Raw genomic sequence first — 25,676 nt, 5'->3', positions numbered from 1 at the left:
TACTACAAAATTATAATCTTAAAATAATTAATTACATAATATAGTAAACCTCTAATTGATATTGACAAAAGTCTAACAAAGGCATATTATAAAGATAGTGTAGATACACTGAAACGAGAAGGTGATAATATGGATATTAAGGTTTATGATAAAAAATCATCTAAGTGTAATTGTCTCAATTTAAGAAGAGCATCTCATGCTATAACTGAAGTTTATGACGAGTTCCTTGCTCCAAGTGGTTTGAAGATAGGACAGTTTTCTTTGCTAAAGCATATAGATGCTTTAGGACCAGTAAGTGTAAGTAATTTGGCAATTAGCATAAGATTGGATAGGACCACTCTTGTGAGAAATCTTAAACCTCTTGAAGAAAGAGGTTACATCGATGATATCGCGATAGAAGGTACAAGAAATAGACAACTGAAGTTAACAGATAAAGGAAAAGAAGTTTATAAATCAGCAGAGGTACTTTGGAACAAAGCTCAAAGCTATTTAGATGATTATCTAGGCAAGGATAACCTGGATGCTTTTACAAAGTTACTTTCAAAAATTGAGGCATTGGTGCCTTAATTTTTTTAATAAGTATCGTGTATATGCACGATACTACTAATTCTTTTTTATTTGATATTAAAGTTTTTAAGATATTAAAAGTACGGAGGGGTTAATATGGAAAACAAAATAAGAGAAGAGATTAAGAGGTTTTTTAAAGATAGTAAAGAAAATTGGTTTGAAGAAATTGATGGTTATTATTTTGAAGAGCCAATTATAGGTTTTGCTGATTCCGAAGATGATTTATTTAAAGAATATAAGAATATAATAGGTGAGCATCATTACACACCAAAGGAAATTTTTGAATTAGCCTTTGAAAAAAGTAGTTTTAGAACTGGTACAGTAATTAGTATAGTACTTCCTATAAACGAAAAGACAAGGAAAAGTAACAGGGGATTGCAGGATTGGCCATCAAGAGAGTGGACATTAACTCGTACTTTTGGTGACGAGGTATTTATTAGAGCTTTATCCACTCATATGGAGAATTATTTTAAAGATATGGGTTATAGAGCTATAGCACCATATCATTCTCAGTGGTTCAAAATTACAGGATCACACAATGGACCTACTTCAAACTGGTCAGAACGTCACGTGGCTTATGTTTCAGGCTTAGGTACTTTTTCTATAAATGATGCTTTTATTACAGACAAAGGAATTGCAATTAAATTGATATCTTTAGTAACTGATCTAAAGCTTACGCCAGATGTGAGAAAATATAAAAATCATACTGAAAACTGCTTGCTATGCAGCAAGGGGATATGTGGAGCATGTATAAAGAGATGTCCTGTAAATGCCATAACAAGAGAAGGTCATGATAAAGTAAAATGTATGAAATATGTTTATGGTGAGGAATCTAGAAAAAAAGCTGAAGCTATTGGAGCTAGCCCTAAAGCTGGATCAGGTTGTGGATTGTGTCAAAGTGGTGTACCTTGTGAGGGAAGAAACCCTATAGCAATAAGTAGATAGAAAACTGAAGTGCTAAGATATAGATAAACCAGTTACAAATAGAATTTATAAATCAAGTTATATACCATTAATAGTTAAATAGATTATTGGTATGTTTTTAAATCGTGGAAATGGGATATCTATTCCGCTTAAACAGATAAACTACTTCAATCCTTAAACTCCAAATAAAGATTTTGGTTATTCTACGAATGTTTATTTGGATAAGTTCTAATATGAAGTAGTTTATTTATATAATTGGGAAATTGATAATAGTAAGAAAATTTATTTAGTTTAATTATAATTATAGAAATTAAGGTGTTGCTAAAGATGAAACACTTGTTTAAGTAGCTAAAGTAGTGATACCTTGATTTAAACAATATCATTTATAAATGATATTGTTTAAGTTATTACGTATTAGAGGGTTATTGATTGCTGGAACTTAAAGAAGTTAGTTGGATCATATAACTTTTTAACTTCTTTAAGAGGGTAATAATTTTTGCCATAGTATTCATGACCATAATCCTCTAATTCAGCATAGGGGAAGTTAACATAGGAACCATTAGTAAGAGGCTTAACAAATCTAAAAACTTTTTCAACCCAATTTTTATATTCATATGAAACCTCATCCTCTTCCCAATCTGCGGTTATACATAGTATATATTCAGCTTTTCTATAGTAATAGGCTGTTTGGTTATTGGGAATATCATCTATAGCTCCACCTAGAGAATATAACCTTATGAAGCATTCATCTATACCAGGACTGTTGTTTATATATTGAACCAATTTCCTAAGATCTTTTCTAGATAAAGGTTTATATACAAATCTTCCAGTTGCTTTAAACTTATTTGGTGGATCGTAGAAGGCACTAATGGCCTTTATAGCATCGATAAAAGCAACATATTCAATTGAAGAATTTTTTAATAAATTTGGTAGTGATAAAAAGTCCTTTAATATCAATTTAGCTTCAGCTTTTGTGCCATATAAAAAGCCGTTTAAATAGATACCTTCTTTGTTAAAGCCAGCAAAACAGCTTATTTTATTATCAGCAGTTTTAAGCCAATATTGCCATAATTCTACAAAGTCTTCCATTGATTCATTATCCCATCTAAGCTCTATAATCGTAATTTTACTTACTTTTTGAGCTTTAAAAATATATGAAGTTGCAACACCAAAGTTTCCGCTACCAGCTCCACGACAAGCCCAGAATAACTTTGGGTTTTCATGGTTGTTAGCGGTGATTGAGGCTCCTTTGGCGTTTACCATTTCTAGTCCTAAGAGATTGTCAGCAGTTAAACCAAAGTTTCTGCAGGACAATCCTATTCCACCACCAAGAGTTAAGCCAGAGATGCTAACAGTTGGGCATGTCCCTCCTGCGAAGGCATAGCCTTTTTTCGCAAGCTCTGAATATACTTTGCCAAGTCTAGCACCAGCTTGAATTTTTACAATGTCATTTTTTTCATCAATTTCAACATTGTTCATATAAGTTGTATCCAGTATTAAAGCACCATTACTTGTTGAATATCCTTCGTAATTATGACCTCCAGTACGAATACGAAGAGGTATATCATTTTTTTTGCACCATTTTATTGCGTTTGAAATATCAGTATTATTGTAACAATAAACAATAGCAAGAGGAAATTTATTAATGTCACGATTATATTCAAGTCTTAAAATTTGATATTCTTTATCTGAAGGGGTTATTACTTTACCTGTTAACCCTTGAAAGTCCACATTCTCACCTCGAAAAAATTAATAACTACACCATAAGCACATTGATTTATCTATATATAGATGAATAGATATCCCATTTCCATGATTTGAAAATAGTATTCAGATTGAGGTAGGACATCTTTATATAAAGTATGAAAATGTATAACACTAAGTGTCAAGTTTTCAAATAAATATTGAAAAATCAAAAGAATAATATAGAAAACTAGCAGTTGAAAGATATGATAGACTAAAATAAAAAGAACCTATATATTCTGTACAACAAAATATATAGGCTCCTAATTAGAAATTTATATTTATCTAGTATTAATCTAACAAATAATAAATGATAGAATAGATATAACTCTATCTGTAGATGCACAAAGTATTAATCTCTTTTGATGTTCTAGTAGACTTTATCACCATTAAATATTGAATTTTTAACTACAACGTAATCAACATTTCTGATAGCATCTAACTTATTTCCACCTGCATAGGAGATAGAAGATTGAAGATCTTGTTCCATTTCGATTAAAGTATCTTTTAAAGGTCCTTTGTAATCAACGAACATTTTCTTTCCTTCAACATTTTTTCTCTCGCCTTTTTGATATTCTGAAGCTGAACCAAAGTACTCTTTATATAGCTTACCGTCCTTTTCGATAGTTATCCCTGGTGATTCTTCATGTCCTGCAAATAGTGATCCAATCATTACCATGGTTGCACCAAATCTAATTGATTTAGCTATATCACCATGAGTACGGATACCTCCATCAGCAATAACTGGTTTGCTTGCTGCTTTAGCGCACCAACGAAGTGCTGCTAATTGCCATCCACCAGTTCCAAATCCAGTTTTAATTTTAGTTATACAAACCTTACCAGGTCCAATACCAACCTTTGTAGCATCTGCACCAGCATTTTCAAGTTCTCTTACTGCTTCTGGAGTACCTACATTTCCAGCAATAACAAAGCTGTTTGGTAAGTGCTTCTTTATATGTTGGATCATTGCGATAACCGCATTGGAATGGCCATGTGCTATATCTATAGTTATGTACTCAGGTACAAGATTTTCAGATGCTAATTGTTCGATGAATCTATATTCATCTTCTTTTACACCTACACTGATTGAAGAGAATAATCCACGTGAAGTCATATCTTTAATAAAAGCAATTCTCTTTTCAGGCTCAAAACGGTGCATTATATAGAAATAACCATTTTCAGCTAAATATATTGAAATTTTTTCGTCTATAATGGTTTGCATGTTTGCAGGAACCACAGGTAACTTAAATGAACGACCACCTAATTCTACAGTGGTATCACATTCCGATCTACTGTTCACTATACACTTTGCAGGGATTAATTGAATATCTTCATAATCAAAAACATTTTCCATTAGTTACACCTCTAAATACGAATATTGTTATTAAATTAAACAAGAATGTTTGTCTAAATGTAGTTTACAATGTTTTTATTAATATGTCAAAAAAATTGTATTTATTTAACATATCAGAGAGCTGGTTGCCTTTCTAGAATGATATTTGTTATAATTTAGATAAATAAAGTTCGATTTGTAAATTAAAATTTGAAATTAAACAGTATGTCGTTAGTATTATCAAAATATTATATATTTATATGAATTCAATAAAAATAAAAAAGTATTTAATTTAACTAATCTTATAAAACAATAATATTCGTAAATTTTAATTTGAAAACTTAAATTTAAAAATTGTTTAAAATAAAAATATTTATAAATAATATTTAGTTAATATGAATTTATTATTTTAATGAATAAGATAAGAGGAAAAGGTGAATTACATGCAAAAGTTTTATGAAACCAAAAGATTAATTTTAAAAGTTTTAGATGAAGCGAATGCTGGACAAGTATTAGACTATTATATGAGAAATAGAGATTTTCTTGAAGAATGGGAAGCAACTAAAGATGAAGAATTTTATACAAAGGAAACCCATGAAATACAATTAAATAATGATCTAGAAAATATGTTAAAAGAAAATATGCTAAGACTTTGGATATTTAAAAAAGATGATGAAGGAACCGCAATAGGAACATTATCTTTCACTAATATAGTTAGAGGAGCATTTTGGTCTTGTTTTTTAGGTTATAAACTTGATGGTGCAGAAATAAACAAAGGGTATATGACAGAAGCATTGAAAAAGGGAATTGAAATAATGTTCAATGAATTTAAGCTTCATAGAATTGAAGCTAATATAATGCCTAAGAATAAGAGATCATTAAGAGTTGTTGATAAATTAGGGTTTTATAATGAAGGGATAGCATACAAATACCTTAAGATTAATGGTAGATGGGAAGATCATATTCATATGGTTCTATTGAATGATAAAGTCTGATAATTAAATTTTGCTATAAGAGGGAAGGGGGATAATAGAGTAGAGGAAAGTACTATTTATTTTTCTTTCCAGTTAAATTGGATTTGTTAATATATAGATAAACTACTTCATATTAGAATTTATCCTAGGAGTCTAATGATCGAAGTTGTACATCTATATATAGTGGCGTAAATATGATTAACTTATGGGATTATATTAAATAAAGTAAGATTATCATAGTATATATGGAGGTGATATAAATGAATAATGATAGTAATGATAAAAATAGGAAGTTTCTTTTTTTCTATTATAATCCTGAAGATCCATCTAGTACTGTTGATAGGAAAAATGGTAAAGGAGTAACTATAAATTTTGCAAGTAAAGAAGGAAGAAGATTATTTCTATTTCTTATGATACCTGCAATTATGATGATGATAATAGTTGTGTTTATAGCTATATTAAGTAATAGATAATTGATAGCTGTAGGGCATAATAAAATTAAAGGGCAACCCAATTGTGGTTACCCGTTTTAAAACATTTAATATTACTTCTAATTAAGTCTTCATCATTATTAAGATTTAGCTAGAACTTCGAAATCTAGGCACTTTTTATAAATTTCTTCATGAACTAAAGCTTTTATTTTAGTGCCTTCTTCTAGATGATCTTCATGAAGGATCTTAGAGTTATCATGAAGCATTGATACGAATTTTTGTTCAGTATATGGAATTATGAACTGTTTTTCCATCAGTTTAACTGGAATTTCTTTACCTATATAATCTAGCAGCAATGATAGATTTATTTCTTTTACTGCGCTGACTTCTATTGTCTTCTGTTTTTTTAAAAACTCTCGTACTTTATTTAAGTTTTCTTCTGAAGCCTTATCTACTTTATTTAGAACAACAATAGTGTTTTTATCTAGTGCATCCAGCTCCTCAAGAACTGAGTTAACGGATTTGATTTGGTTTATAACTTCTTCGTTTGAAGCATCAATTGTGTGTAAGAGTAAATCAGCATCAATTACCTCTTCTAAGGTTGATTTGAAAGCTTCAACTAAATCATGAGGAAGTTTACTTATAAAACCAACAGTGTCTGATAGAGCTATTCTTCTATTATCACTTAAGGTAACAGCTCTAACCGTGGTATCTAAGGTTGCAAAAAGCATATCTGCTTCTAAAACACCATCTTTATCAATTTTATTGGAAGCTGAAATTTCACATAACTTATTTCTAAGGGTTGACTTACCTGCATTTGTGTAGCCAACTATAGCTACCTGACTTATACTGCTTTTATTCCTTTTAACTTTTTGAATTGATCTTTGCTCTGAAGCTCTATTTAGTTCATTTCTTATTTCTTCAATTCGACGTTCTATATGTCTTCTGTCAGTCTCTAGCTTTTTCTCTCCAGGACCTTTTGAGCCAACGCCCCCCCTGATTCTGGAAAGGTTAGCATTTGCATTTCTTAGTCTTGGGATTTTATGATTAAGCATTGCTAGCTCAACTTGAAGCATACCTTCTTTACTTTTTGCTCGTCTTGCAAATATGTCAAGTATAAGTGTAGTTCTATCTATAACTTTACATTTTAAAGTTTCTTCAAGATTTCTAAGTTGTGAACCTGATAGCTCATCATCAAATATAACCACATTGGCATTTTTAATTTGTTTTAAATAGCTTAGTTCTTCAATTTTTCCTTGACCTGCATAATAAGCAGTATTAATTTTATTTTTCTTCTGGAAAACCTTAAATACAGGAACAACATCGCATGCTTCAGCAAGACCACAAAGTTCCTCAAGACTTTCTTCACTGTCATTTCCAAATAAAATGGCTCTTTCAATATCATCATCTTGTTGTTTTATATCTGTGATTATTTTTTCAACATAAGATATTTTTTCTCTAAGATTCAAATGTAGAGCAGAGGATAAAGTTAGACTTCTAAGTTCTTTAAAAGATAGATTGTTGTCATTAATATCACATAAGGCGATGTTCACTTTTATGTTTTCGATATTTTCATTAACTCCAATAGCAACCATTGCATCTAACTTAAGCTCCATTAAAGCTGAAGTATCCATAGAGGATAAGGTACTGTCTCCAGAAGGGTGTGTATGAATTACTCTATAACCGCTTAGTCTTTTGGTTGCTCCGTCTATATAAGGTATCTCTGCATTATTTAAGTTACCTATTGATATATCAGTTATTTTTCCTCTTCTATTTATAACCACACACAGTTCTTTTTTTATAATTCTGCTAATATCGTTCATTTCTGAAACTAATTCATAAGAAAAAATACTGCTGTTATCTATATTTAATTCATATAGTGCCTCAAGTCTTTCAAGTAACAATTTCTTTATTCCATCTATATTTCCTGTTATCATATAATATCCTCCAATCAAAATTATGAATATACTAATATTCATTTATTACTTTGTATTTAAAGATGTATGACTTTGTATTTTGATAATCCTCAAAATTTTCAGAGGAAAATTACAAAATATATATTTTATTACAAAGTAGTACATCTATAGTTGTGTTTTATAGCCGTAGTATCTTAAGATAAAATAATTGTATTAATTTAATCTATAAAAGTGATAGCCTCATTTTTTTGCCTCCTGATCATAATTTTAACTTCAAGTTTTACTGGCAATTTATCTAATTGAGCTCATTTCTAACTCCCCCTAGGATAACTTTTGAATATAATAAGTTGTTTTTTCATAAGGTTTATGAGTGTGATTAGCCAATAAAATTAACTTTGCCACATCAATTAATGCCTTAAAGAAAGTAGTATATTTTACATAAATAAAAGCCGCAAAACAATGAACTCTAACTGGTAGAGAATTGCACTGCGGCTTATGATATTAACAAAATAAAAAACCACAGATTTTCTCTGCGGTATCATAAATCATTCATTACAATAAAGCTTTAAATTTTAAATGCCTATGTATATAAGCGAGATGTTTTATAGCTTTAGTAATACAATATAATAAAACCGCAGAATATGAAGTCTGCGGTCAAAAAATTACATATAAAATATTGAAAAAATATATAACATTTTTAACTATTTACAGCAGACTGTATATTTTAATATTAGATTTTTATTTGATTTTAGCTTAAAAATTAACATTTTACAGTCCCCTTTCATACATTTGGTAATTTCATTGTAAAGCATATATTGCTAAATGTAAATAACTTTTTGGAATGTACAGCATATGAGTCAAACTTTATTGAGTTTAAATGTATTAAATTTGCGGAACAAAGTTTCTAAAATCTATGTTCATAGAGTGAATTTGAATAGAGTTAATTATAGTATAGTCATTTGCGCCTGTTCATTTGATCTTTGTATGACACCTACAGTTTTGAATATACTTCCTAAAATACTTAAAGTATAGCCGGTCGTTATGTTTAGATTAGGAGTTATTGAAAAATTGCTTTCACCGGATCGTATACTTTTTTCTAATTCTCTAAGTCTAGTATATGCTATGTCACCTAAAAGTATATTGCCTATTAAAGTTAAGCTACTAGAAAGTACTACAAGTTGCGTTGGTTCTAAGTCATTGGAAGTATTTATACCTCTTTGTCTTTTAAGTATGATTTCTCTTTCCTTAATTGCTGAATTAATAAGAATTATATATGCTAATATAATAATAAGTGATGCAGATTTTTCTTTTTGTATTAATGCTAAATCTAATTTGTCATTTCCAGCACGTCTCACAGAAACATTGTTTTCCATAAAATCTCCATAAAAAATGATATAATATAGTATATTTATTTAATAAGTTAATGTTCAATTTTATTTAGTCAAATGTTTATATAGGAAGAATAGATTAAAAATACAAATAAAGTCTTTTAATTAATTTAAGCATATTCGTAATTCTACATTTAAAGAATTATAAATATGCTTAAATTTTATTGAGATGTTCGAAGTTTATATTAAGTTAACAATAAAGCTACAATTAATGGAATTGTAAATACAGAAATTAAAGTGGTAATAAAAACAGATTTTGCAGCCAAATCTACATCGCCATCATACTGATTTGCGAATAACACTGCACTATTACCTACAGGCATAGCTAAGTTAACTAAAGCAACGCCCAAAACTAATGGACTAGTTATAAAATATTTTAAAAGTGGATATGCAATAAAAGGAATCAGAATCTGTTTGATTATTGTGTAAGGATAAATTCTAAGTTCTGTAAAGACTTCTTTAATATTTAAATTGGCTAAAGTAGAACCAATAAGCATCATTGCTACTGGGGTAGTGATATTACCAACCATATCAAAAGTAGATTTTAATACAGGATGTACAGGTATTCTTAAAAAGTAAATAGCTATAGCAAGTAGTGATGATATTATTCCAGGAGATAAAAGGTTTTTGAAGCTTAATTTAACTTTACTATTAGTTCCATAATTTATTAAAACTATACCTAAAGTAAATACCCAAATATTGAAGATCATATTGAAGATAGAAGTATAAAATACCGCTTCATTGCCAAAAATTGCTTTCATTACTGGGAATCCCATAAAGCCTATGTTAGAGAAAACTGTCATAAACATGTAAATTCCTCGTTGATGTTTCGGAATCCTAATGATTCTAACTAACATATAACTTATTATTGGCAATAAAGTGAAAATAATTATAGCTACTAAAAATACAAATAGAGCCTCTTTAGTATTATTACTTTGTTTAATTGAACTTACAGATGCCAACACCAAAGCTGGGGTTGTAACATTAAGCAGTAGTTTATTTAGTTTTTGATTTAAAGTGTCATCAAAGATTTTTATCTTATTTAAAAAATAGCCAAGACCTAAAATAATAAACAATTGTAGCATTTGATTAATCACAATATTTACATCCATATTATCCCTCTTATCTAACAATAACCTTGATTATTGTTTAATAAATTCATTTGCTTTTATAAATAAATTGCCTTCATAAAAATAGCATTTATATAAAATTATTTAATATCTATTTTAAAGCATATTTTACTAAAATTAAAATTATTTGAATTTTCTTTTTTATTAAGCTTCATAATCAATAAATGCCTTAAGAGTTATATTAGCACCTTTTTTGTGATATTTCTAATATGTTTCTAATTTTGAAACAATATTGTTAATAAAGTTATGGTTATAGTCTCGAGTCAAAATGAAAGAACTATATAATTATAATTCAAAATTCATCTACAACTGAATTTATTTCATATTTAGAAAAAAGCAAAGTGAAGCAACAATGGAATAGGAAATAATTTATATTATAATCACCACGTAAGATAAAATGGAATTTTATTTGTAATTATTTCTAAAAATAATTGACTTTAACAATGTTAAAGTTTAACCTTAATATTATTAAAGTATTTGTTTAATTTAACATAAATAAAATTAAGGTGTGATGTTAAATGCCGATAGAAGTAATACCTAATTGGTTATCAGGGTTGGAAGAAGAGGATATAAGTTTTATTAAGACTTTTATAGTATCTTCAGGTTCTTTAAAAGAAATTGCTAAGATTTATGGTGTTACATACCCAACAGTAAGATTGAGATTAGATAGAATAATTCAGAAAATCAAAATATCTGAAGATACAAAAGATGAACCATTTATTTCTTTAATTAAAAAATTAGCAATAAATGAAAAATTAGATTTAGACACTGCTAAAATTCTTATTTCTGAATATAAGAAAACTAAAAAAGGGGAGTAAATCTAATGAACTATATAATAAGCTATTTTAAATTTTTGATATTTTTCTTTATGTTTTGTATAACTCTAATTCTTCAAGTATTCTTATCTAAAAGAAAAAATAAGTGGCTTGGATTGATATTACCTATAATATCTTTTATGATATCACTTTTAGTTCCGTTAAATACTATTACTGATGGAAGAACCACAACAGAAGTTATAGCACAGTTTCTAGTTTCACTGATTTTAGCTAATATCCCTACAATTATATTTGTATTAATTTATATTATTTGCAGGGATAAATACAAAAAGAAAAAGGAAATGGATAAGATAGATATTCGAGATTTACATTAAGTAAGATGGAGGAGCTTATGGAAAAACATGAATTTGAACAATTTTTATATGATCATATACCAATAACAGAAAAGATGGGATTTACTATTGTTGAATTTACGAAGGATAAAGTGAAAGTTGCGGCAAAGCTTGAACCAAATATCAATCACAAGCGCACAGCTTTTGGAGGAAGTATAAATTCTTTGATGACTGTTTGTGGCTGGGCTATGGTGTTTATCAACATAAAAGAAGTTGATCCAGAAGCTCATATTGTTATTAGAAAGAGTAATATAGAATACTTAGCGCCAATAGATTGTGATTTCATTGCTGAGTGTGAGCTTTTAGATGAGGAAGACAGAAATAAGTTTTTCGAAATGTACAAAAAGCATAAAAAAGGTAGACTAACTCTTAAGGTTACATGTCACAAGGAAACTAAATTACTGGCTGAATATGAAGGCCAATATGTTGCATTTAAGTAATTATTGTAAATACATGGAAATAGATTTCGGTTCGAAGTGGTACATCTAGACACAAAAAAGACTATAAAGATGTATTAAAAAAATGTTGGTGGAATTAAGTTTGTCCATCAACATTTTTTTAATACAGATCTATATGCAACTTAAACTTTAGAGCAATATCCTTTCGATAAAAAGGTTTTTAAATTTTTCTAATAGAATAAAATATCATACAATAAGACATTTTATTAAAATTCCCATACAAAGAAATATATTGCTAAGATAAAGAATATTATTTAGAAAGAGTTTAGTAAATAAAATCAGCTTAATACTTAAATGGGTTAATAGGTGAAGAAGATATTAAACAGCAGTAAAAGTATGTAAAGGAAATTGGTGATATATAATTAAAAAGGGGGATTTGAAAATTGTCAAAAGAGACAATAATACAAATAAAATTTTTAGCAGCTCCTATCATATGGCAGGTCATATACCTATTTATTAGTGGTGGATTTACTAAAGAGAATAGGGTGTATTGTGATTTGATTTTTTATTTTGTCTTAGCAGTTTATTTTATATCTATAGGCTATATAAGTTTCAAAAAGTTATTTGAACAGTGGAAAAGCGGGAAAAGCTTTTGGATACAGGTATTATGGACTGCAATATCACTTACACTAGCCTTCGGATTAGGAGTGGTAGTTTCACTTTTGTTTCCAAATGTCGATGATGGAATGGGAGTGTTTAGAGTAACCAATATACCTTCCTTAATAGCTTTTATATTTACAACAATTATTTTTCCACCTATAGCAGAAGAGGCTTTTTATAGGAAAGCGATAGTGAACTTTGAGAATAGAAAGTTTTTAATCATATCTTCTATTTTAGGAGTAATATTGTTCTCATTAGAGCATTCATTAAAGTTATTAGGATTATTAACTGCAGCAATTTGGGCAGTTCCTCTTACTTTATCTTATATAAAAACTAAAAATATATATATTCCAATGACAGCACATTTTATTTGCAATTTGCTAGTTAATGGCTTTGGTGTTATCGCAATAATGACAAGGCTAATATTAAGATAAAGTAAGAAACTTATAGATTTTAAAACTTAACCTGTTAGAATATAATTGTTTTGTAAGATAAAGTAGGGGCAATAATAAATATTATACAGAAAAAGTCCTTATTGGATATGAATATAGTATTTGTGTTATAATTAGCTAATATATTTTTAAGACTTGGGGGTGTGGTTTTGAGTAAACTACAAGAAATACTTGAATTTAATAAAGAATTTGTAGAAAACAAAGAATATGATAAATACAGAGCAACTAAAAATCCTAACAAGAAGCTAGTAATTTTATCATGTATGGATACTAGACTTACAGAACTTCTTCCTAAGGCGCTTAATCTGAAAAATGGTGATGTTAAGCTAATTAAGAATGCTGGTGCTTCGATAATGCATCCATTTGGAAGTATAGTAAGAAGTATTGTTGTTGCAGTATACGAATTTCAAACAGATGAGGTTTTAGTAATTGGACATCATGGCTGTGGTATGAGTAACTTAAATGTGGATAGTACTCTAGAAAAGGCTGTAGAAAGAGGAATTTCTAAAGACGTAATAAATACCTTATGTAATGCAGGTATTGATGTAAAAAAGTGGCTCCACGGTTTTAATTCTGTAGAAGAATCAGTAAAAGAAAGTGTTGAGCTTATAAAAAATCATCCGTTAATTCCTAAAGATATAAAAGTACATGGGTTGATTATAGATCCGGAAACTGGCAAGCTTGATGTGGTTGTGAACGGATATTAATATAATATAAGAATCCCAAAGAGTCCCAATCTCTTAATTTATTAGAGTTTGGGACTTTTTATTTATGCTCTGCGATAAGATATTATTACTTTTGATTGAGATAACTTTAAATTTTCTATAGTAACATCCTTAAAATTTAATAAATATAAAACATACAAAATTTTAAAATCATAAAGTTATTGGTTATTAACAGGATACCATTTTAATTCATCTAAATGTATAGAAGATGAATCTTTTGGATTATATTGATATTTGTAAACTGGAGAATCGCTTTTATCAAAAGCAACCGGATTTAGATTACTAGATTGAATCATTTTATCCCATGTGAATATAACCGTTACGCCTAGAGAAATTGATTTGCTTTGAATATCTGAACCAGTTCCAGCCTTAATAACTTTAACATTAGGATCATTATTTTCAACGGCCAGAACAGTTATTTGTTTGCTGTTGTCAGAACTAAAGCTTTCCCATCCAACGGTTTTAACTAAATCATTTTTCATAGCATCATCAAAGAAATATATGGTGGAATTACAATGCCATAAAAGCCCTTGTTTCATTACTAAGGCGGTTTTCAAACCTTTTGAGGTTTTTAATAATAATACATTTCCCCAATCTCTCTTAACTTCCCCAAACTTCTGTATATTGTCATTCATTTCTAGTGCAGCTTCAGCAGCTTTCATAGGTGAAAGTCTATACCCTTGAAGGTAGATAAATGAGGAAGAAAAAAGTACAATTAGAAAAATAAAAATTATAGGCTTAAAGTAAGCTGTTTTTTTCATATATAACTCCTTGAATAGAATTATTTTATTGAATTTTATAATATTAAAAAAGTAATCTTTTGAAAACTTAAGTTTAGGTTGTTAGAAAATAGTATGGATATGAACTTTAAGAGTACATAACTTAATATAGGAAGTTCCAGTTCTATAAAAATAATACAATATATTGTGGCTGGCTGCAAATATTTTACATATGACTAAAATGTTTTTAAAGTAATTCAAATTGTTAAATATGTAATAATTTTAAGTTTTTTGGGAAATATAACTTTGGGCTATAAGAATTGGATATAATAGGAGGGAAACATGAAGAAGTTTATTAATAGTTTTCTAATTTTATGTACACTTATGATAACTCAGCCTTGCTTCCATAATGAAGTCAGCGCTAGACCTACAGAGGAAAATCCTACGATACACTCAACTTTTCAGACATATGATCAAAATTCGATTCCAAGATTATTAAAGTCTGAACAAATTTCAGCTAATCAAATCAAGATAACTTACGATAGAGATGTGGATAAAAGTTTAGCAGAACAGCCTACAAATTACTGGATAAAAGATTTGAAAAATGAGGAGCCAGAAGGAATAGCTACTGTTGGGCAAAATTGTGAAGCAGATAAAAGTAATTCTCTTACAAGAGATATAGTTAAAATAGAATCTAAAAATGGACTTGGAAATGTATATATACTTACCTTTAAAAATAATATCCCTAAAGGAGAGCAGTATAAACTTGTAATATGTAATGTTACAGTAGAAGGTGCTCAGCCATATAATGGTGATAATGGTGCAAGTATGTTTGCAGGAAAGTTTTAATTGAAAATAAAAAATCGCAAATATGAATTGCATTTGCGATTTTTTGCGTATTTACCTTTATAAACGAATGTGGGAAAAAATAGTAGTGATAAAGCATCATTTTTATTCTAAATATGCTATCTTCGACAGTAATAAGTCAATCTGTTTTCTCTAGTTTTTGTTAAAGAGTATTCATATACTCGTCCATTAGTTAAATAGCCAGTGTTAGTAACTTGCATAACTAAAGTATCATTGGGAAGGTCTAAGAGTTTATACTCTTCATCATTTAATTTCACACAACTTATATTTCTTATGCTATGACTTATTCTGAAGTCATACTGAGATTCTATGTAAGTTAGTAGACTTGATTCACAATCTTTTACAGTAAGATTAGAAAAGATTGAATAGGGCATATAGATTTCTTCTAGATGATGTAAATTAGAATTTACATAACGAACCCTTATTATATACCAAGCCTTAGAGCCAGTTTCTATATTAAGATAATCGCAAATCTCATCTGGAGCTATGACTAGTTCAAATTTGTGTACATCAGATTTTATATTTTTAGCTATATGATGATCTGACAATGAAGTGATAAAAAGGTTGTTGTTATCATATGCAGTGAAATCCATGACATAAGTGAGTCCACTAGAATTTTTGGTTAGATAATTTCTTTCAATAAGATGATCAATAACCTTCCTTATTGTGTGTCTATTGCAATCGTATTTGATGGATAATTGTGTTTCGGAAGGAATTTTAGAAGAAGCAGGCATTTCACCTGATATAATCTTACTAATTAAGTCATCAATAATTTCCTTACTTTTCAAGCTAATCCTCCTAGTCTATGTTTATCTATAGTAATTATAGAGTTCCTAGTTCAACTATTAATATATACATGCCCTAAAATCATCGGAAGCCGAGATTTTAGGAAATGTATATATTAAATCTCAATAAAGGAACTCTTTAGTTGTTATGCTAAATCTTATTTAACAAAAACAGCATACTGAGCATGGTTAAGTTCATAATAAAATTATAACACAATTTAAACTTTAAGAAAAAAATTCTTGTATAGACAATGTGATAAGTGAATGATACGGACTGATAAAATGAACTTAAGACATTTTGAATATTTAATTAGTAAACATAGGTAAAAATATTGAGGAGAGAGGTGCAGATTTATATGGCAAATTATAAACTACCAAAAGATTTCTTTTTCGGAGCAGCTATGTCAGGTCCACAAACAGAAGGCGCACACAATAAGGATGGAAAGTTACCATCAGTTTGGGATCATTGGTCCGACTTAGAAATAAATGCATTCCACAATAATGTAGGTTCTTACGTAGGTAATGATTTCTACAATAAATACGAAGAAGATATAAAAATATTAAAGAGTTTAAATTTAAAATCATATAGAACATCTATTCAATGGTCAAGACTTCTTGATAAAGATGGTAATTTAAATCCAAAAGGAGTTGAATTCTATCACAAAGTGATTGATTGTTCATTAGAAAATGGTATTGATGTATTTATGAATCTTCATCATTTTGACTTACCACAGTATCTTCAAGATAGAGGTGGTTGGCTAAATAGAGAAGTGGTTGAGGCTTATGCCAATTTTGCAAGGCTTGCATTTAAGGAATTTGGTTCGAAGGTTAAACATTGGTTTACATTTAATGAACCTATAGTTGTTTCAATGCAAATGTATATGAGTGGAGCATGGTATCCATATGAAGTGAATTACAAAAAGGGTATGCTAGGACAATATCACATAACATTAGCACACTGTTTAGCAGTAAGAGAATTTAATAAATTAAAAGCAGAAGGAACTATTTCAGATAGCTGTGATATAGGACTTATCAATAATTTTGCACCACCTTATACTAAAGAAAATCCTTCAAAGGAAGATTTAGAAGCTGTTAGAATGACTGATGGTATACATAACAGATGGTGGCTTGACGTATGCAGTAAAGGAACATTACCTAAGGATATATTAGATACATTAGAGGAACTAGGTCTTCTACCAGATTTAAGAGAAGGAGACGAAGGAATTTTATCTTGTGGTAAAGTGGATTGGTTAGGATTTAACTATTATCAACCAGCAAGAGTTCAGGCTCCGGCAGAGAAGTTTGATGAGTATGGAAATCCTAAATTCTCAGATCCTTATATTTGGCCAGAAAGAAAGATGAATGTTTACAGAGGTTGGGAGATATATCCTAAAGGAATCTATGATTTTGCTATGAAGATAACTAAAGAATGCCCTGGACTTCCATTCTTTATATCCGAAAATGGAATGGGTGTTGAAGGTGAAGAAAAATATAGAAATGCTGATGGATTGATTGAAGATGATTACAGAATTGATTTTGTTAAAGAACATCTAGAATGGGTAGCAAGAGCAATAGAAGATGGAGCTGACTGCAGAGGATATCACTATTGGGGAGCTATTGATAACTGGTCATGGAACAATGCATTCAAAAACAGATATGGTTTTGTAAGTGTTGATTTAGCAAATAAATATACTAGAGTAAAAAAGAAATCAGCAGCTTGGATAAAAGCTGTAGCTGGAAATAACGAAATAATATAATTAATTTGGGTAAATGATAAAAGGGTTAAGATAATTATGCATTGGTATAATAGTCTTAGCCCTATTTTTATCTATAATTAAGAGCGAAAAATTAAAGTATTATGTAGTAGGAATTTTAAATTTAAAAATTAGAATTAATTAGGAAAGGTAATTTAATAATTTGGCTATAAAGATGAAAGTAAATATGAGTAGGATAAATTGTGATTTAATATGTAATAACAGAAGTCGATTTAGGTTAGTTAATAAATTGAAATATTTTCCAGGAAATAGCAAATATAAAAAGATAAAAATATTTGATGATATTTACATAGGAGATTTAGATGAAGTTATTGAAAGATCATTTAGACAAACCGTTTTTTTTAGTAAGGAAAAAATAGTGGACTTCTTAATGGATTTATTTAGTTTTTACGGTGATGTAAGACAATGAAGAGAAGTTGCTTCAAAATAATTTTAAGGAGATGAATATATGGATGTGGTTATTAAAAAAGGTGAAATAGAAAATTTAGAAGATTGTTACGAAGCGCTAATTAATTCAGAGATAGGAGAAGCTTACTTTGAAAGTTTTGATGCTCGAAAAATACTATTAAGTGGACTGAAGAATAAAGAAATAGATGTGGCAATAGATATCCTTGGAAAATGTGTAGGGTTTATTTGGTACGAAAGATATGGCACTTTTGGAATACACACCTATCTACATATAATAGCTGTAAGACAAGAATTTAGAGGTAAAGGAATAGGAAAAAAGTTAATAAAACAATTTGAAGAAAATATATTCAAGAAAGACAGTATGATATTTCTAATGGTGGCAGACTTTAATAAAGATGCAAAGAAGCTGTATGAAAAAATTGGATATGAGCAAGTGGGTATTATACCTAGCTTTTATAGAAAAGGTATAAACGAACATCTGATGATGAAAACTAAGCCTGTGCAGTAAAAGTTAAGTAATACTAGTATAAATATTTGAAAAATGAAGCCTTCATGTATATAATTGGTATAAGAATATTGAACGAATATGATGGAGGCATTAGATATGGATTTTATAGAACAAATTAATAGATATATTCCTAAAAATGAACAAGAAGAAAAAGATAAGAGTATTATTATTGAATATATAACTCAGTACCCTAACAATATTTTAATTAGAGATAATGAATTTGCGCATATAACAAGCTCTGGTTTTATAATGAATAAAAACTTAGACAAAGCTCTCATGATTCATCATAATATAAGAAATACATGGGCATGGACCGGAGGACATGCAGATGGGGATGGCGACCTTCTTCATGTAGCAATCAAGGAGGCTAAAGAGGAAACTGGAATTTGTAACGTATCTGCATTAAAAGATGAAATAGCTTCACTTGATATATTACCGGTTTATGGCCATTATAAAAATGGTAAGTATGTAAGTGCCCATTTACATCTTTCAATATCTTACATATTGATTGCTGACGAAACTGAAGAACTTATAGTTAAAGAAGATGAAAACAGTGCAGTTGATTGGTTTTCAATAGATAAGTTTACAAGCGAATACTTTGATGCAAATGATGTTTTCTTATATAATAAGTTAATAAAAACTGCTAAAGAAATGAATAGAAAAATATAGTGAATTTATAAATATAAGGGCAGGGGGACATAGATAGTCTTCCTGCTTGTTTTTAATACCTACTTTTATAATACTGTAGAGTTTAAAAATAAATCTTTTAATTTAATTGAATATATTTTATAAAACTTGGATATTTTATTTTCAAATAAAATAATAATAGTAGGTGGTAAAATGAGAAGCCAAGGAAAAAGTACCTTTTTTTTCTACCGATTGCAGCTGTATTAGTATTAGTTTATTACTTTTCAATAACAATAAATTTTGATAATGAGACATTAGCTAAAAAAGGGGTAAGAAATTTAATAGATAAAAGTGCTAGTATAGAAGATGTTTATATATTACAGTCTATAAAGCTAGGAAAAGCAAAATATACTTTAGTTGAAGTTAATAATAAATTGTTTTTATTACAATTAGGAGATAAGTTATTCAATAGATATAAAGTAACAAGTATAAATAGTTTTTTTGGAAGTTCTAGAGCACAAGTATTTCAAACAAGCGATGGTAAGTATCTTATATACTATGGAAGAGTTGAAAATCCTTCAATAAAATATGTTGTTGTAAATACGGTGGACAAAAAATATAGAATCAACTTTTCAAATACACGAAACATACTTGATTATTGCAAAGTAGAAGATTCAATATCTACAGGTGACATTGTAGCCACCTACGATTATTATGCCAAGGATGGAAAGTTAATTTTAAATAGTTCATTTTGATATTATGTATTGTAAATTATAGATAAGTTTGAACCAAAAACTATTTTTAAAATATTTCAAACTTTTGAGTAGATGTTTTAAAAATATAAATGAAATGATATATGCATCTATTAAATATATATTTTTAAATTAAACTTGCTAAGCTTAAATAATTTTAGTTAAATTGGCAAATATTAATATCTGAAGCAATAATAGATAAGATATGTTTTTGAAAATCTATTTTTTGTTTATAACCTTTGCAAAGGCTGAATATAGTGAAAGTATTAATTTCAGGAGGTGAAGCATGAATAATATGTTTTTCATTGTAATATTATTTATTCAAATCTTATTTTTAGTTTCAACCTTATATTCGTTAAAAACAGCACTAAAAGCTGATGATAATATCATTCTTGGGGTTACTTTGCCAAAGGATAAGTTAAATGATGAACAAGTAGAAAAGTTAGAGTTATTATATATAAAAAATATTAATACCTTAGCTATAGTTTTTGGTTTACTATTTGTACCAGAATTACTACTCAAAATTGATTTTGCAGGGTATCCTTCGTTAGAAATTGTATATTTTTTTGCATGGATAACATCTCTATTAATATCATCAAGAAGAGTTGTTCATTTGGCAAACAAGAGGATGAGACTGTTGAAAAGTAAAAATAAGTGGGGAGTAAGTGGGGTTAAAACCATTGATATAAATAGTAAAAAGTTAACCTATGATGATGAATTTTGGCCAAATGGCATTAACTATTGTAATCCTAAAGATAAATCTTTCATAGTATCAAAGCGAATAGGACTTGGGAATACAGTTAATTTAGGTATTAAAAAAGGGAAAATTTTCACTTTCGGTACATTAGCTGCAGTAATAACAATTGCAATGGTTTTATCCACTTATTTACTTTTAACTGATTTTTATACTCCGTCAATATACATAGATGGAGATAAAATAAAAGTTAGTGACTTGGATTATAGCACTGCATTTAATACTTCAGAAATACAAGACGTTAAATTAATAGATGAGGTGCCTAAGGTAAATAAAATTAATGGAGCTTTGACATCTATATATGCGAGAGGTAAATTTGATATTAATTCTTATGGAGCTGGAAGAATATTTATATTCAAGAATAGTTCGCCATATATAATGATAAGGCTTAAAGACTCGTATATAATCTATAATGAGGATAATAAAACAAAAACAAATAGCTTATATGAAGAATTGAAGGCACGAGTAAAGTAGCCTATATAGAACAGTAAAATGTTATGGTTTGTCATAATGTTTATAACTCTATAAAGAATATTTAGGTTAGGTAAGGGGAAATTTAAATCCTGTATACAAATATTTTTAATTAACAGGAGGAGTTTATTATGGCAACATCATTAGAGGTACCAGTTATTTCTCTTATGCAGGGAGGAAATCCAACTCAAAGCTGTATAGATTTATGTGTGAAATGCGCACAAATATGCCAAGAATGTTTTAGTATGTGCCTTCAAGAGGCTGATGTAGAGGCAAGAGGAACTTGTATAAAAACTCTTCAAGATTGTGCGGAAATATGTTCAACAGCAGCATGCCTTATGGCTAGAGGTAGTGGATTCTCAAAAGAAATATGCCAGTTGTGTGCTACAGTATGTCAAGAGTGTCAAAATGAGTGTAGAGAATTTAAAGATGAACATTGTCAGGTTTGTGCTCATGTATGTAGTGAATGTGCAACAGAATGTACAAAGATGATAAATATGTAATTATATTTTGAAGAAAATTATATAAGAAATTGCTACGAAGAAATATCTTTGTAGCAATTTTTTTGTTTTAAAGAGAAGTATAAAAAATCTTATGCTGTTCAAATCTAGAATTTCAGTGTATACCTTTTAAAGGAATACAGTAAAAAATAAAATTTGGTTACCTGCCAAACTTTTCTAGAATATGAATGTTTCAAAATCTTTGAAAACTATTCTGCGGTTAATGCAAAAGTAGATAATGGTTCAATGTTATTATCTTTGATATAATATTTTAATAAGTCTACTTCAGACTTAATTAAATTGGCTAATTTTGTGGAAGTAGGTTTTAAGTTTTCTAATTCTACAGAATAGTTATGTAAAACCATATCAATTTCCCACTTACCATCATGAAGTGAAGATGAATGAATAATCTGTTCATTAGTAACATTCCAGCCTGAAGCTACTACAATTTCTTTTATATCCTTTGGTGTAAATAAAGTACGGACATTGGAAATACTATTTTCTTTGAAACATTCATATTGAGATTGTATAAGTACCGCTAATAAGTGAGGATATTGATCTTTTAGATATAAGTTGGTATCCCACTCAGCAAAACAAAGTTTCTTTCCCCATTTTCTTGCTTTTTTTAATATGGCCAAAAGTTCTTCTGATGATTTCAAGTACCAGCTACAATGAGAAAGAATAATCATGTCAAAGGATCCATCTTCAAATTCTACTGAAGGAGATAGTATATCAACCTCTAAATCTATTTTAACCTGTTTACCTAATGTGGAATTTTTAAGATAATCAACTGAATCACCAACTGTAATTGGAGCACCATAACTTGGGGGAGCAATATCAATTCCTTGAACAAGCCCATCTTGTCCAACCAAATAAGCTAAAACCGCAGTGGTATCACCTTGACCACAGCCTATCTCTAATATTCTTGAGTCTTTTTTTATATCCCAAAACTCAGCCAATTTGACTCTGTGCTTTGTTTGAATTCTCTGCATATGTGGCATGTTAACGCTTGTAGCCATACAACCAAGTATAATATCCAAATCTTCATTATTCATAAAATCACCTTACCTTTTATGTTATTGTAGAACAGTTAATCAGAGCATAATTATCTATATCAAAATCATAATTATAAATATAATAAAGATAAAACGCTTCAATCCAAAATTTATAATAAGTCTATAATATTCACTGCCTACACATAGATATTATCTCATAAGAGCAGGGAAATAAAAGACAGCAAAGTAACTATTTAAGAATAATTTAACTTTTCATACATATAGAAATATATAGAAATCGAAAAAGGGAGAATTAATATTATGAGAAAAAAGCTAAATAAATTGATTTATGTTGAAGAGTATGTATATATCAATGGGATAGAGCAGTTTTTGTTTCATAATGGCATAAGTTATGATAATCCAGTAATGCTGTATTTACATGGTGGGCCAGGAAGTGCTGAATCATTATTCACTGAAGGCTTTCAAAGAAAGTGGGAGGATTTATATACAGTAATCCATTGGGATCAAAGAGGAGCAGGAAAGACTCTTACTAAAAATCCAGACAAATATCCTACTATAGATTTATTACTAAAGGATTTATACGATATAGTTCATTACTTAAAGAAAAAGTATAATAAAAATAAAGTAATCTTACTTGGACATTCATGGGGGAGTGTTTTAGGGAGTACTTTTATAAAAAAATATCCAGAAGAGATATCTTATTATATCGGTGTTGGTCAAGTTGTCTCTATGTTAGATAATGAAAGAGTTGGTTATGAAAAGGTTAAGGAATTAATCTTGAAAAAAAATGATATTAAATCTCTAAAAAAGCTTGAAGCTATTGGTGAATATCCAGATAAAGAATATAGTGAAGAGTGGTTGAAAAAGTGCTTGAAATTGAGAAAACTTCAAGAAAAGTATAGGTTAGCTGCAAGTATGAATTTATCAATATCACTTATTGCCTTTAAGAGCCCTATCTTTAAATTATCAGATATTATTGCGTTGATGAAAGCCTTTAAATCAAATGGAAAATTAGTTGAATTCTTAGTGAATTTCAATTTGAAATTAGAATCTAATAAATATGAGATACCAGTCTTTTATATAATGGGGGGAAATGACTGGCAAACTCCTTATAGTGAGGCTGAAGAATATTTTAATAAAATAGAAGCTCCATTTAAAAAGTACTACTTAATACCAAATGCTGGACATATGACAATGTTAGATCAGCCAGATTTGTTTTTTGAAGCATTGCAAGAAATTACTGAAAACAGAAAGCAGCAAATTTAGTTTAGATTTATTTTGTTAGAATTATATTATGGAAATTTACTGGTATTGTATATATAATAAGATTTAGGTGCAAAAGTGAAAAAACAATATAATAAAATAGTAAATCACTTAAAGCTATTTTAACTTTTGATAAATTTAAGTAAATTGTTAAGTTGAGTGGTAAGTTGTTAAGTCATGGGAGGGCTCACCACTTAAATTTAATAAGCTACATTAATAGTTCATAAATTTTGAGGGGGATATAATGAGAAAACATTATATAGATTGGTTAAGAAATATTTGTATACTTTTTTTATTTCCTTTCCATACAGCAAGAATATTTGATGGGAATGAGGCAAATTATGTACAGGGCACTCCTCATTTGTTTACCACAAACTTGGTGGTTCTTTCATTTTGGTTTATGCCATTAATGTTTTTGATTGCCGGGATGTCTAGTAAATTTTCTTTGTCAAGTAGAACAAATAAGCAGTATATCAAAGAAAGGTTTTTACGACTTTTTGTTCCACTATTTGTTGGGATACTAATTGTCATGCCTCCACAAGGTTATATTGCTATGAAGTTTCATTACAACTATAATGATAGTTTTTTTAATTATTTGGAAAAGTTTTTCAGCGATTTTTCTGATTTGAGTGGATATTTTGGAAGTTTTACTCCAGGTCCTTTGTGGTTCATAATTTTCTTATTTATAATATCTATATTTACTTTGCCATTAATGAGAAGCATATTGAAATCTGATAAAGTTAAAAATCAGCTGATTAAATTATTTAGCCATCCATTAAAGATAACAATTATGGGACTTGCTATAACAATAATTTCTATTCTGCCTAGCATTGGAGGAAAGAATATATTTGTATATGGGTTGATTTTTATTGCAGGATTTATTCTAACTTTAGATGAGAAAATATGTGAGATGATAGAAAAATATAGATTATACTATTTAATAGTAACAATCATCGGTTCAATAACAATGTTGATTGAGATATACACTGTTGGCTGGCTAGATGGATTTAGCACTTTAGGTATTATATTTTCATTAATTTACTATTTTACAATATGGATTTCTTTATTAGCTTGCATTGGCTATGGAAAAAAATATCTTAATTTTAAAGCAGGTTTTCTTTCATACTTTTCAAAAGCGGCTTTTCCTATATATATAATGCATCAAACTTACCTTGTTATAATAGGATATTTTATTTTAAAATCAGTAAATATATTTTTATTGCAATATATTTCAATAATCTTACTTACTTTTATGATTTGTTTAATTACATATGAGTTAATTAAAAGATTTAGATTAACAAAATTTTTATTTGGAATAAAGTAGAAAAGCTGTATTTACTTTTGTAGCATTCCTATGAACAAGTCATATTAATTCTTTGCGTAAGCTCATTAAAGCGTCGGATGATTAATCAATCAATTTCG

At 28.8% G+C, this 25,676-nt stretch carries 27 protein-coding genes; 19 read left to right on the top strand and 8 right to left on the bottom strand.

Annotated elements, in window-relative coordinates; all coding sequences use genetic code 11:
* The first annotated feature begins 129 nt into the window (after positions 1-129).
* On the top strand, positions 130-567 hold the full coding sequence (locus tag OCU55_RS08735) for a MarR family winged helix-turn-helix transcriptional regulator (protein WP_261851920.1): 438 nt from the start codon (positions 130-132) through the stop codon (positions 565-567).
* Between the two features lie 96 nt (positions 568-663).
* A complete protein-coding gene (locus tag OCU55_RS08730; RefSeq protein WP_261851919.1) occupies positions 664-1,512 on the top strand; it encodes a (Fe-S)-binding protein in 849 nt (282 codons plus the stop codon).
* A 393-nt stretch (positions 1,513-1,905) separates the two neighbouring features.
* Here OCU55_RS08730 and OCU55_RS08725 read toward each other — a convergent pair whose 3' ends face one another.
* Positions 1,906-3,222, bottom strand: a complete 1,317-nt coding sequence (locus OCU55_RS08725) for an FAD-binding oxidoreductase (RefSeq protein ID WP_261851918.1) — start codon at positions 3,220-3,222, stop codon at positions 1,906-1,908.
* A gap of 382 nt (positions 3,223-3,604) precedes the next feature.
* Positions 3,605-4,588 carry a GMP reductase gene (guaC, locus tag OCU55_RS08720; RefSeq protein ID WP_261851917.1) on the bottom strand — a complete coding sequence of 328 codons (984 nt, stop codon included), beginning with the start codon at positions 4,586-4,588 and terminating at the stop codon, positions 3,605-3,607.
* Positions 4,589-5,010: 422 nt separating this feature from the next.
* On the opposite strand from guaC, the gene OCU55_RS08715 reads away from it, so the two are divergent.
* Positions 5,011-5,562, top strand: coding sequence for a GNAT family N-acetyltransferase (locus OCU55_RS08715; protein ID WP_261852204.1), 552 nt, complete (start codon positions 5,011-5,013; stop codon positions 5,560-5,562).
* A gap of 239 nt (positions 5,563-5,801) precedes the next feature.
* On the top strand, positions 5,802-6,014 hold the full coding sequence (locus OCU55_RS08710) for a hypothetical protein (protein WP_261851916.1): 213 nt from the start codon (positions 5,802-5,804) through the stop codon (positions 6,012-6,014).
* Between the two features lie 98 nt (positions 6,015-6,112).
* Here the strand turns inward: OCU55_RS08710 and hflX are convergent, their stop codons facing one another.
* From hflX to OCU55_RS08695, 3 genes are all read right to left on the bottom strand, one after another.
* The gene (gene hflX / locus OCU55_RS08705) at positions 6,113-7,909 is read right to left on the bottom strand and encodes a GTPase HflX (RefSeq protein ID WP_261851915.1); all 1,797 of its coding nucleotides are present in this window, start codon (positions 7,907-7,909) and stop codon (positions 6,113-6,115) included.
* A 923-nt stretch (positions 7,910-8,832) separates the two neighbouring features.
* The gene (locus OCU55_RS08700) at positions 8,833-9,261 is read right to left on the bottom strand and encodes a hypothetical protein (RefSeq protein WP_261851914.1); all 429 of its coding nucleotides are present in this window, start codon (positions 9,259-9,261) and stop codon (positions 8,833-8,835) included.
* A 200-nt stretch (positions 9,262-9,461) separates the two neighbouring features.
* Positions 9,462-10,388, bottom strand: a complete 927-nt coding sequence (locus tag OCU55_RS08695; protein WP_261851913.1) for an AEC family transporter — start codon at positions 10,386-10,388, stop codon at positions 9,462-9,464.
* 536 nt (positions 10,389-10,924) lie between these two features.
* On the opposite strand from OCU55_RS08695, the gene OCU55_RS08690 reads away from it, so the two are divergent.
* The 5 genes from OCU55_RS08690 (at position 10,925) to OCU55_RS08670 (ending at position 13,791) form a co-directional block, all read left to right on the top strand.
* Entirely contained in the window at positions 10,925-11,224 is a 300-nt protein-coding gene (locus tag OCU55_RS08690; protein ID WP_261851912.1) for a DUF2089 family protein, read from the top strand.
* Positions 11,225-11,229: 5 nt separating this feature from the next.
* Complete coding sequence (locus OCU55_RS08685) at positions 11,230-11,556, top strand: hypothetical protein (protein ID WP_261851911.1); 327 nt, start codon at positions 11,230-11,232, stop codon at positions 11,554-11,556.
* Positions 11,557-11,573: 17 nt separating this feature from the next.
* On the top strand, positions 11,574-12,014 hold the full coding sequence (locus tag OCU55_RS08680) for a thioesterase domain-containing protein (RefSeq protein ID WP_261851910.1): 441 nt from the start codon (positions 11,574-11,576) through the stop codon (positions 12,012-12,014).
* A 401-nt stretch (positions 12,015-12,415) separates the two neighbouring features.
* A complete protein-coding gene (locus OCU55_RS08675) occupies positions 12,416-13,066 on the top strand; it encodes a CPBP family intramembrane glutamic endopeptidase (protein ID WP_261851909.1) in 651 nt (216 codons plus the stop codon).
* A gap of 167 nt (positions 13,067-13,233) precedes the next feature.
* Positions 13,234-13,791, top strand: a complete 558-nt coding sequence (locus tag OCU55_RS08670; RefSeq protein ID WP_261851908.1) for a beta-class carbonic anhydrase — start codon at positions 13,234-13,236, stop codon at positions 13,789-13,791.
* Positions 13,792-13,967: 176 nt separating this feature from the next.
* Here the strand turns inward: OCU55_RS08670 and OCU55_RS08665 are convergent, their stop codons facing one another.
* Positions 13,968-14,570, bottom strand: a complete 603-nt coding sequence (locus OCU55_RS08665) for a hypothetical protein (RefSeq protein WP_261851907.1) — start codon at positions 14,568-14,570, stop codon at positions 13,968-13,970.
* 300 nt (positions 14,571-14,870) lie between these two features.
* Between OCU55_RS08665 and OCU55_RS08660 the strand changes: the two genes are divergently transcribed.
* Positions 14,871-15,377, top strand: a complete 507-nt coding sequence (locus OCU55_RS08660) for a hypothetical protein (protein WP_261851906.1) — start codon at positions 14,871-14,873, stop codon at positions 15,375-15,377.
* 116 nt (positions 15,378-15,493) lie between these two features.
* On the opposite strand, the gene OCU55_RS08655 is transcribed toward OCU55_RS08660, so the two are convergent.
* Positions 15,494-16,183 carry a GntR family transcriptional regulator gene (locus tag OCU55_RS08655; RefSeq protein ID WP_261851905.1) on the bottom strand — a complete coding sequence of 230 codons (690 nt, stop codon included), beginning with the start codon at positions 16,181-16,183 and terminating at the stop codon, positions 15,494-15,496.
* Positions 16,184-16,536: 353 nt separating this feature from the next.
* On the opposite strand from OCU55_RS08655, the gene OCU55_RS08650 reads away from it, so the two are divergent.
* From OCU55_RS08650 to OCU55_RS08620, 7 genes are all read left to right on the top strand, one after another.
* Positions 16,537-17,937 carry a glycoside hydrolase family 1 protein gene (locus tag OCU55_RS08650; RefSeq protein WP_261851904.1) on the top strand — a complete coding sequence of 467 codons (1,401 nt, stop codon included), beginning with the start codon at positions 16,537-16,539 and terminating at the stop codon, positions 17,935-17,937.
* Positions 17,938-18,121: 184 nt separating this feature from the next.
* A complete protein-coding gene (locus OCU55_RS08645) occupies positions 18,122-18,364 on the top strand; it encodes a hypothetical protein (RefSeq protein ID WP_261851903.1) in 243 nt (80 codons plus the stop codon).
* Between the two features lie 39 nt (positions 18,365-18,403).
* Positions 18,404-18,871 (top strand): GNAT family N-acetyltransferase, encoded by a 468-nt coding sequence (locus tag OCU55_RS08640; RefSeq protein ID WP_261851902.1) that lies wholly within the window; start codon positions 18,404-18,406, stop codon positions 18,869-18,871.
* 96 nt (positions 18,872-18,967) lie between these two features.
* Positions 18,968-19,540, top strand: coding sequence for an NUDIX hydrolase (locus OCU55_RS08635; protein WP_261851901.1), 573 nt, complete (start codon positions 18,968-18,970; stop codon positions 19,538-19,540).
* Positions 19,541-19,932: 392 nt separating this feature from the next.
* Entirely contained in the window at positions 19,933-20,253 is a 321-nt protein-coding gene (locus OCU55_RS08630) for a hypothetical protein (protein WP_261851900.1), read from the top strand.
* Between the two features lie 283 nt (positions 20,254-20,536).
* Entirely contained in the window at positions 20,537-21,478 is a 942-nt protein-coding gene (locus OCU55_RS08625; RefSeq protein WP_261851899.1) for a hypothetical protein, read from the top strand.
* Positions 21,479-21,606: 128 nt separating this feature from the next.
* The gene (locus OCU55_RS08620) at positions 21,607-21,978 is read left to right on the top strand and encodes a four-helix bundle copper-binding protein (protein ID WP_261851898.1); all 372 of its coding nucleotides are present in this window, start codon (positions 21,607-21,609) and stop codon (positions 21,976-21,978) included.
* Between the two features lie 206 nt (positions 21,979-22,184).
* Here the strand turns inward: OCU55_RS08620 and OCU55_RS08615 are convergent, their stop codons facing one another.
* Positions 22,185-23,030 (bottom strand): class I SAM-dependent methyltransferase, encoded by an 846-nt coding sequence (locus OCU55_RS08615; protein ID WP_261851897.1) that lies wholly within the window; start codon positions 23,028-23,030, stop codon positions 22,185-22,187.
* Positions 23,031-23,291: 261 nt separating this feature from the next.
* Here OCU55_RS08615 and OCU55_RS08610 point away from each other — a divergent pair, with 261 nt between their 5' ends.
* Both OCU55_RS08610 and OCU55_RS08605 read left to right on the top strand, forming a co-directional pair.
* Positions 23,292-24,257 carry an alpha/beta fold hydrolase gene (locus tag OCU55_RS08610; RefSeq protein ID WP_261851896.1) on the top strand — a complete coding sequence of 322 codons (966 nt, stop codon included), beginning with the start codon at positions 23,292-23,294 and terminating at the stop codon, positions 24,255-24,257.
* Between the two features lie 241 nt (positions 24,258-24,498).
* On the top strand, positions 24,499-25,578 hold the full coding sequence (locus OCU55_RS08605) for an acyltransferase family protein (RefSeq protein ID WP_261851895.1): 1,080 nt from the start codon (positions 24,499-24,501) through the stop codon (positions 25,576-25,578).
* Positions 25,579-25,676: the final 98 nt, after the last annotated feature.

Origin of the sequence: Clostridium folliculivorans (genome assembly GCF_024341905.1) — a bacterium.
Taxonomy (GTDB): domain Bacteria; phylum Bacillota; class Clostridia; order Clostridiales; family Clostridiaceae; genus Clostridium_AR; species Clostridium_AR folliculivorans.
The sequence above is the reverse complement of the archived record's forward strand: the minus strand, read 5'-3'. Positions and strand labels throughout refer to the sequence as shown.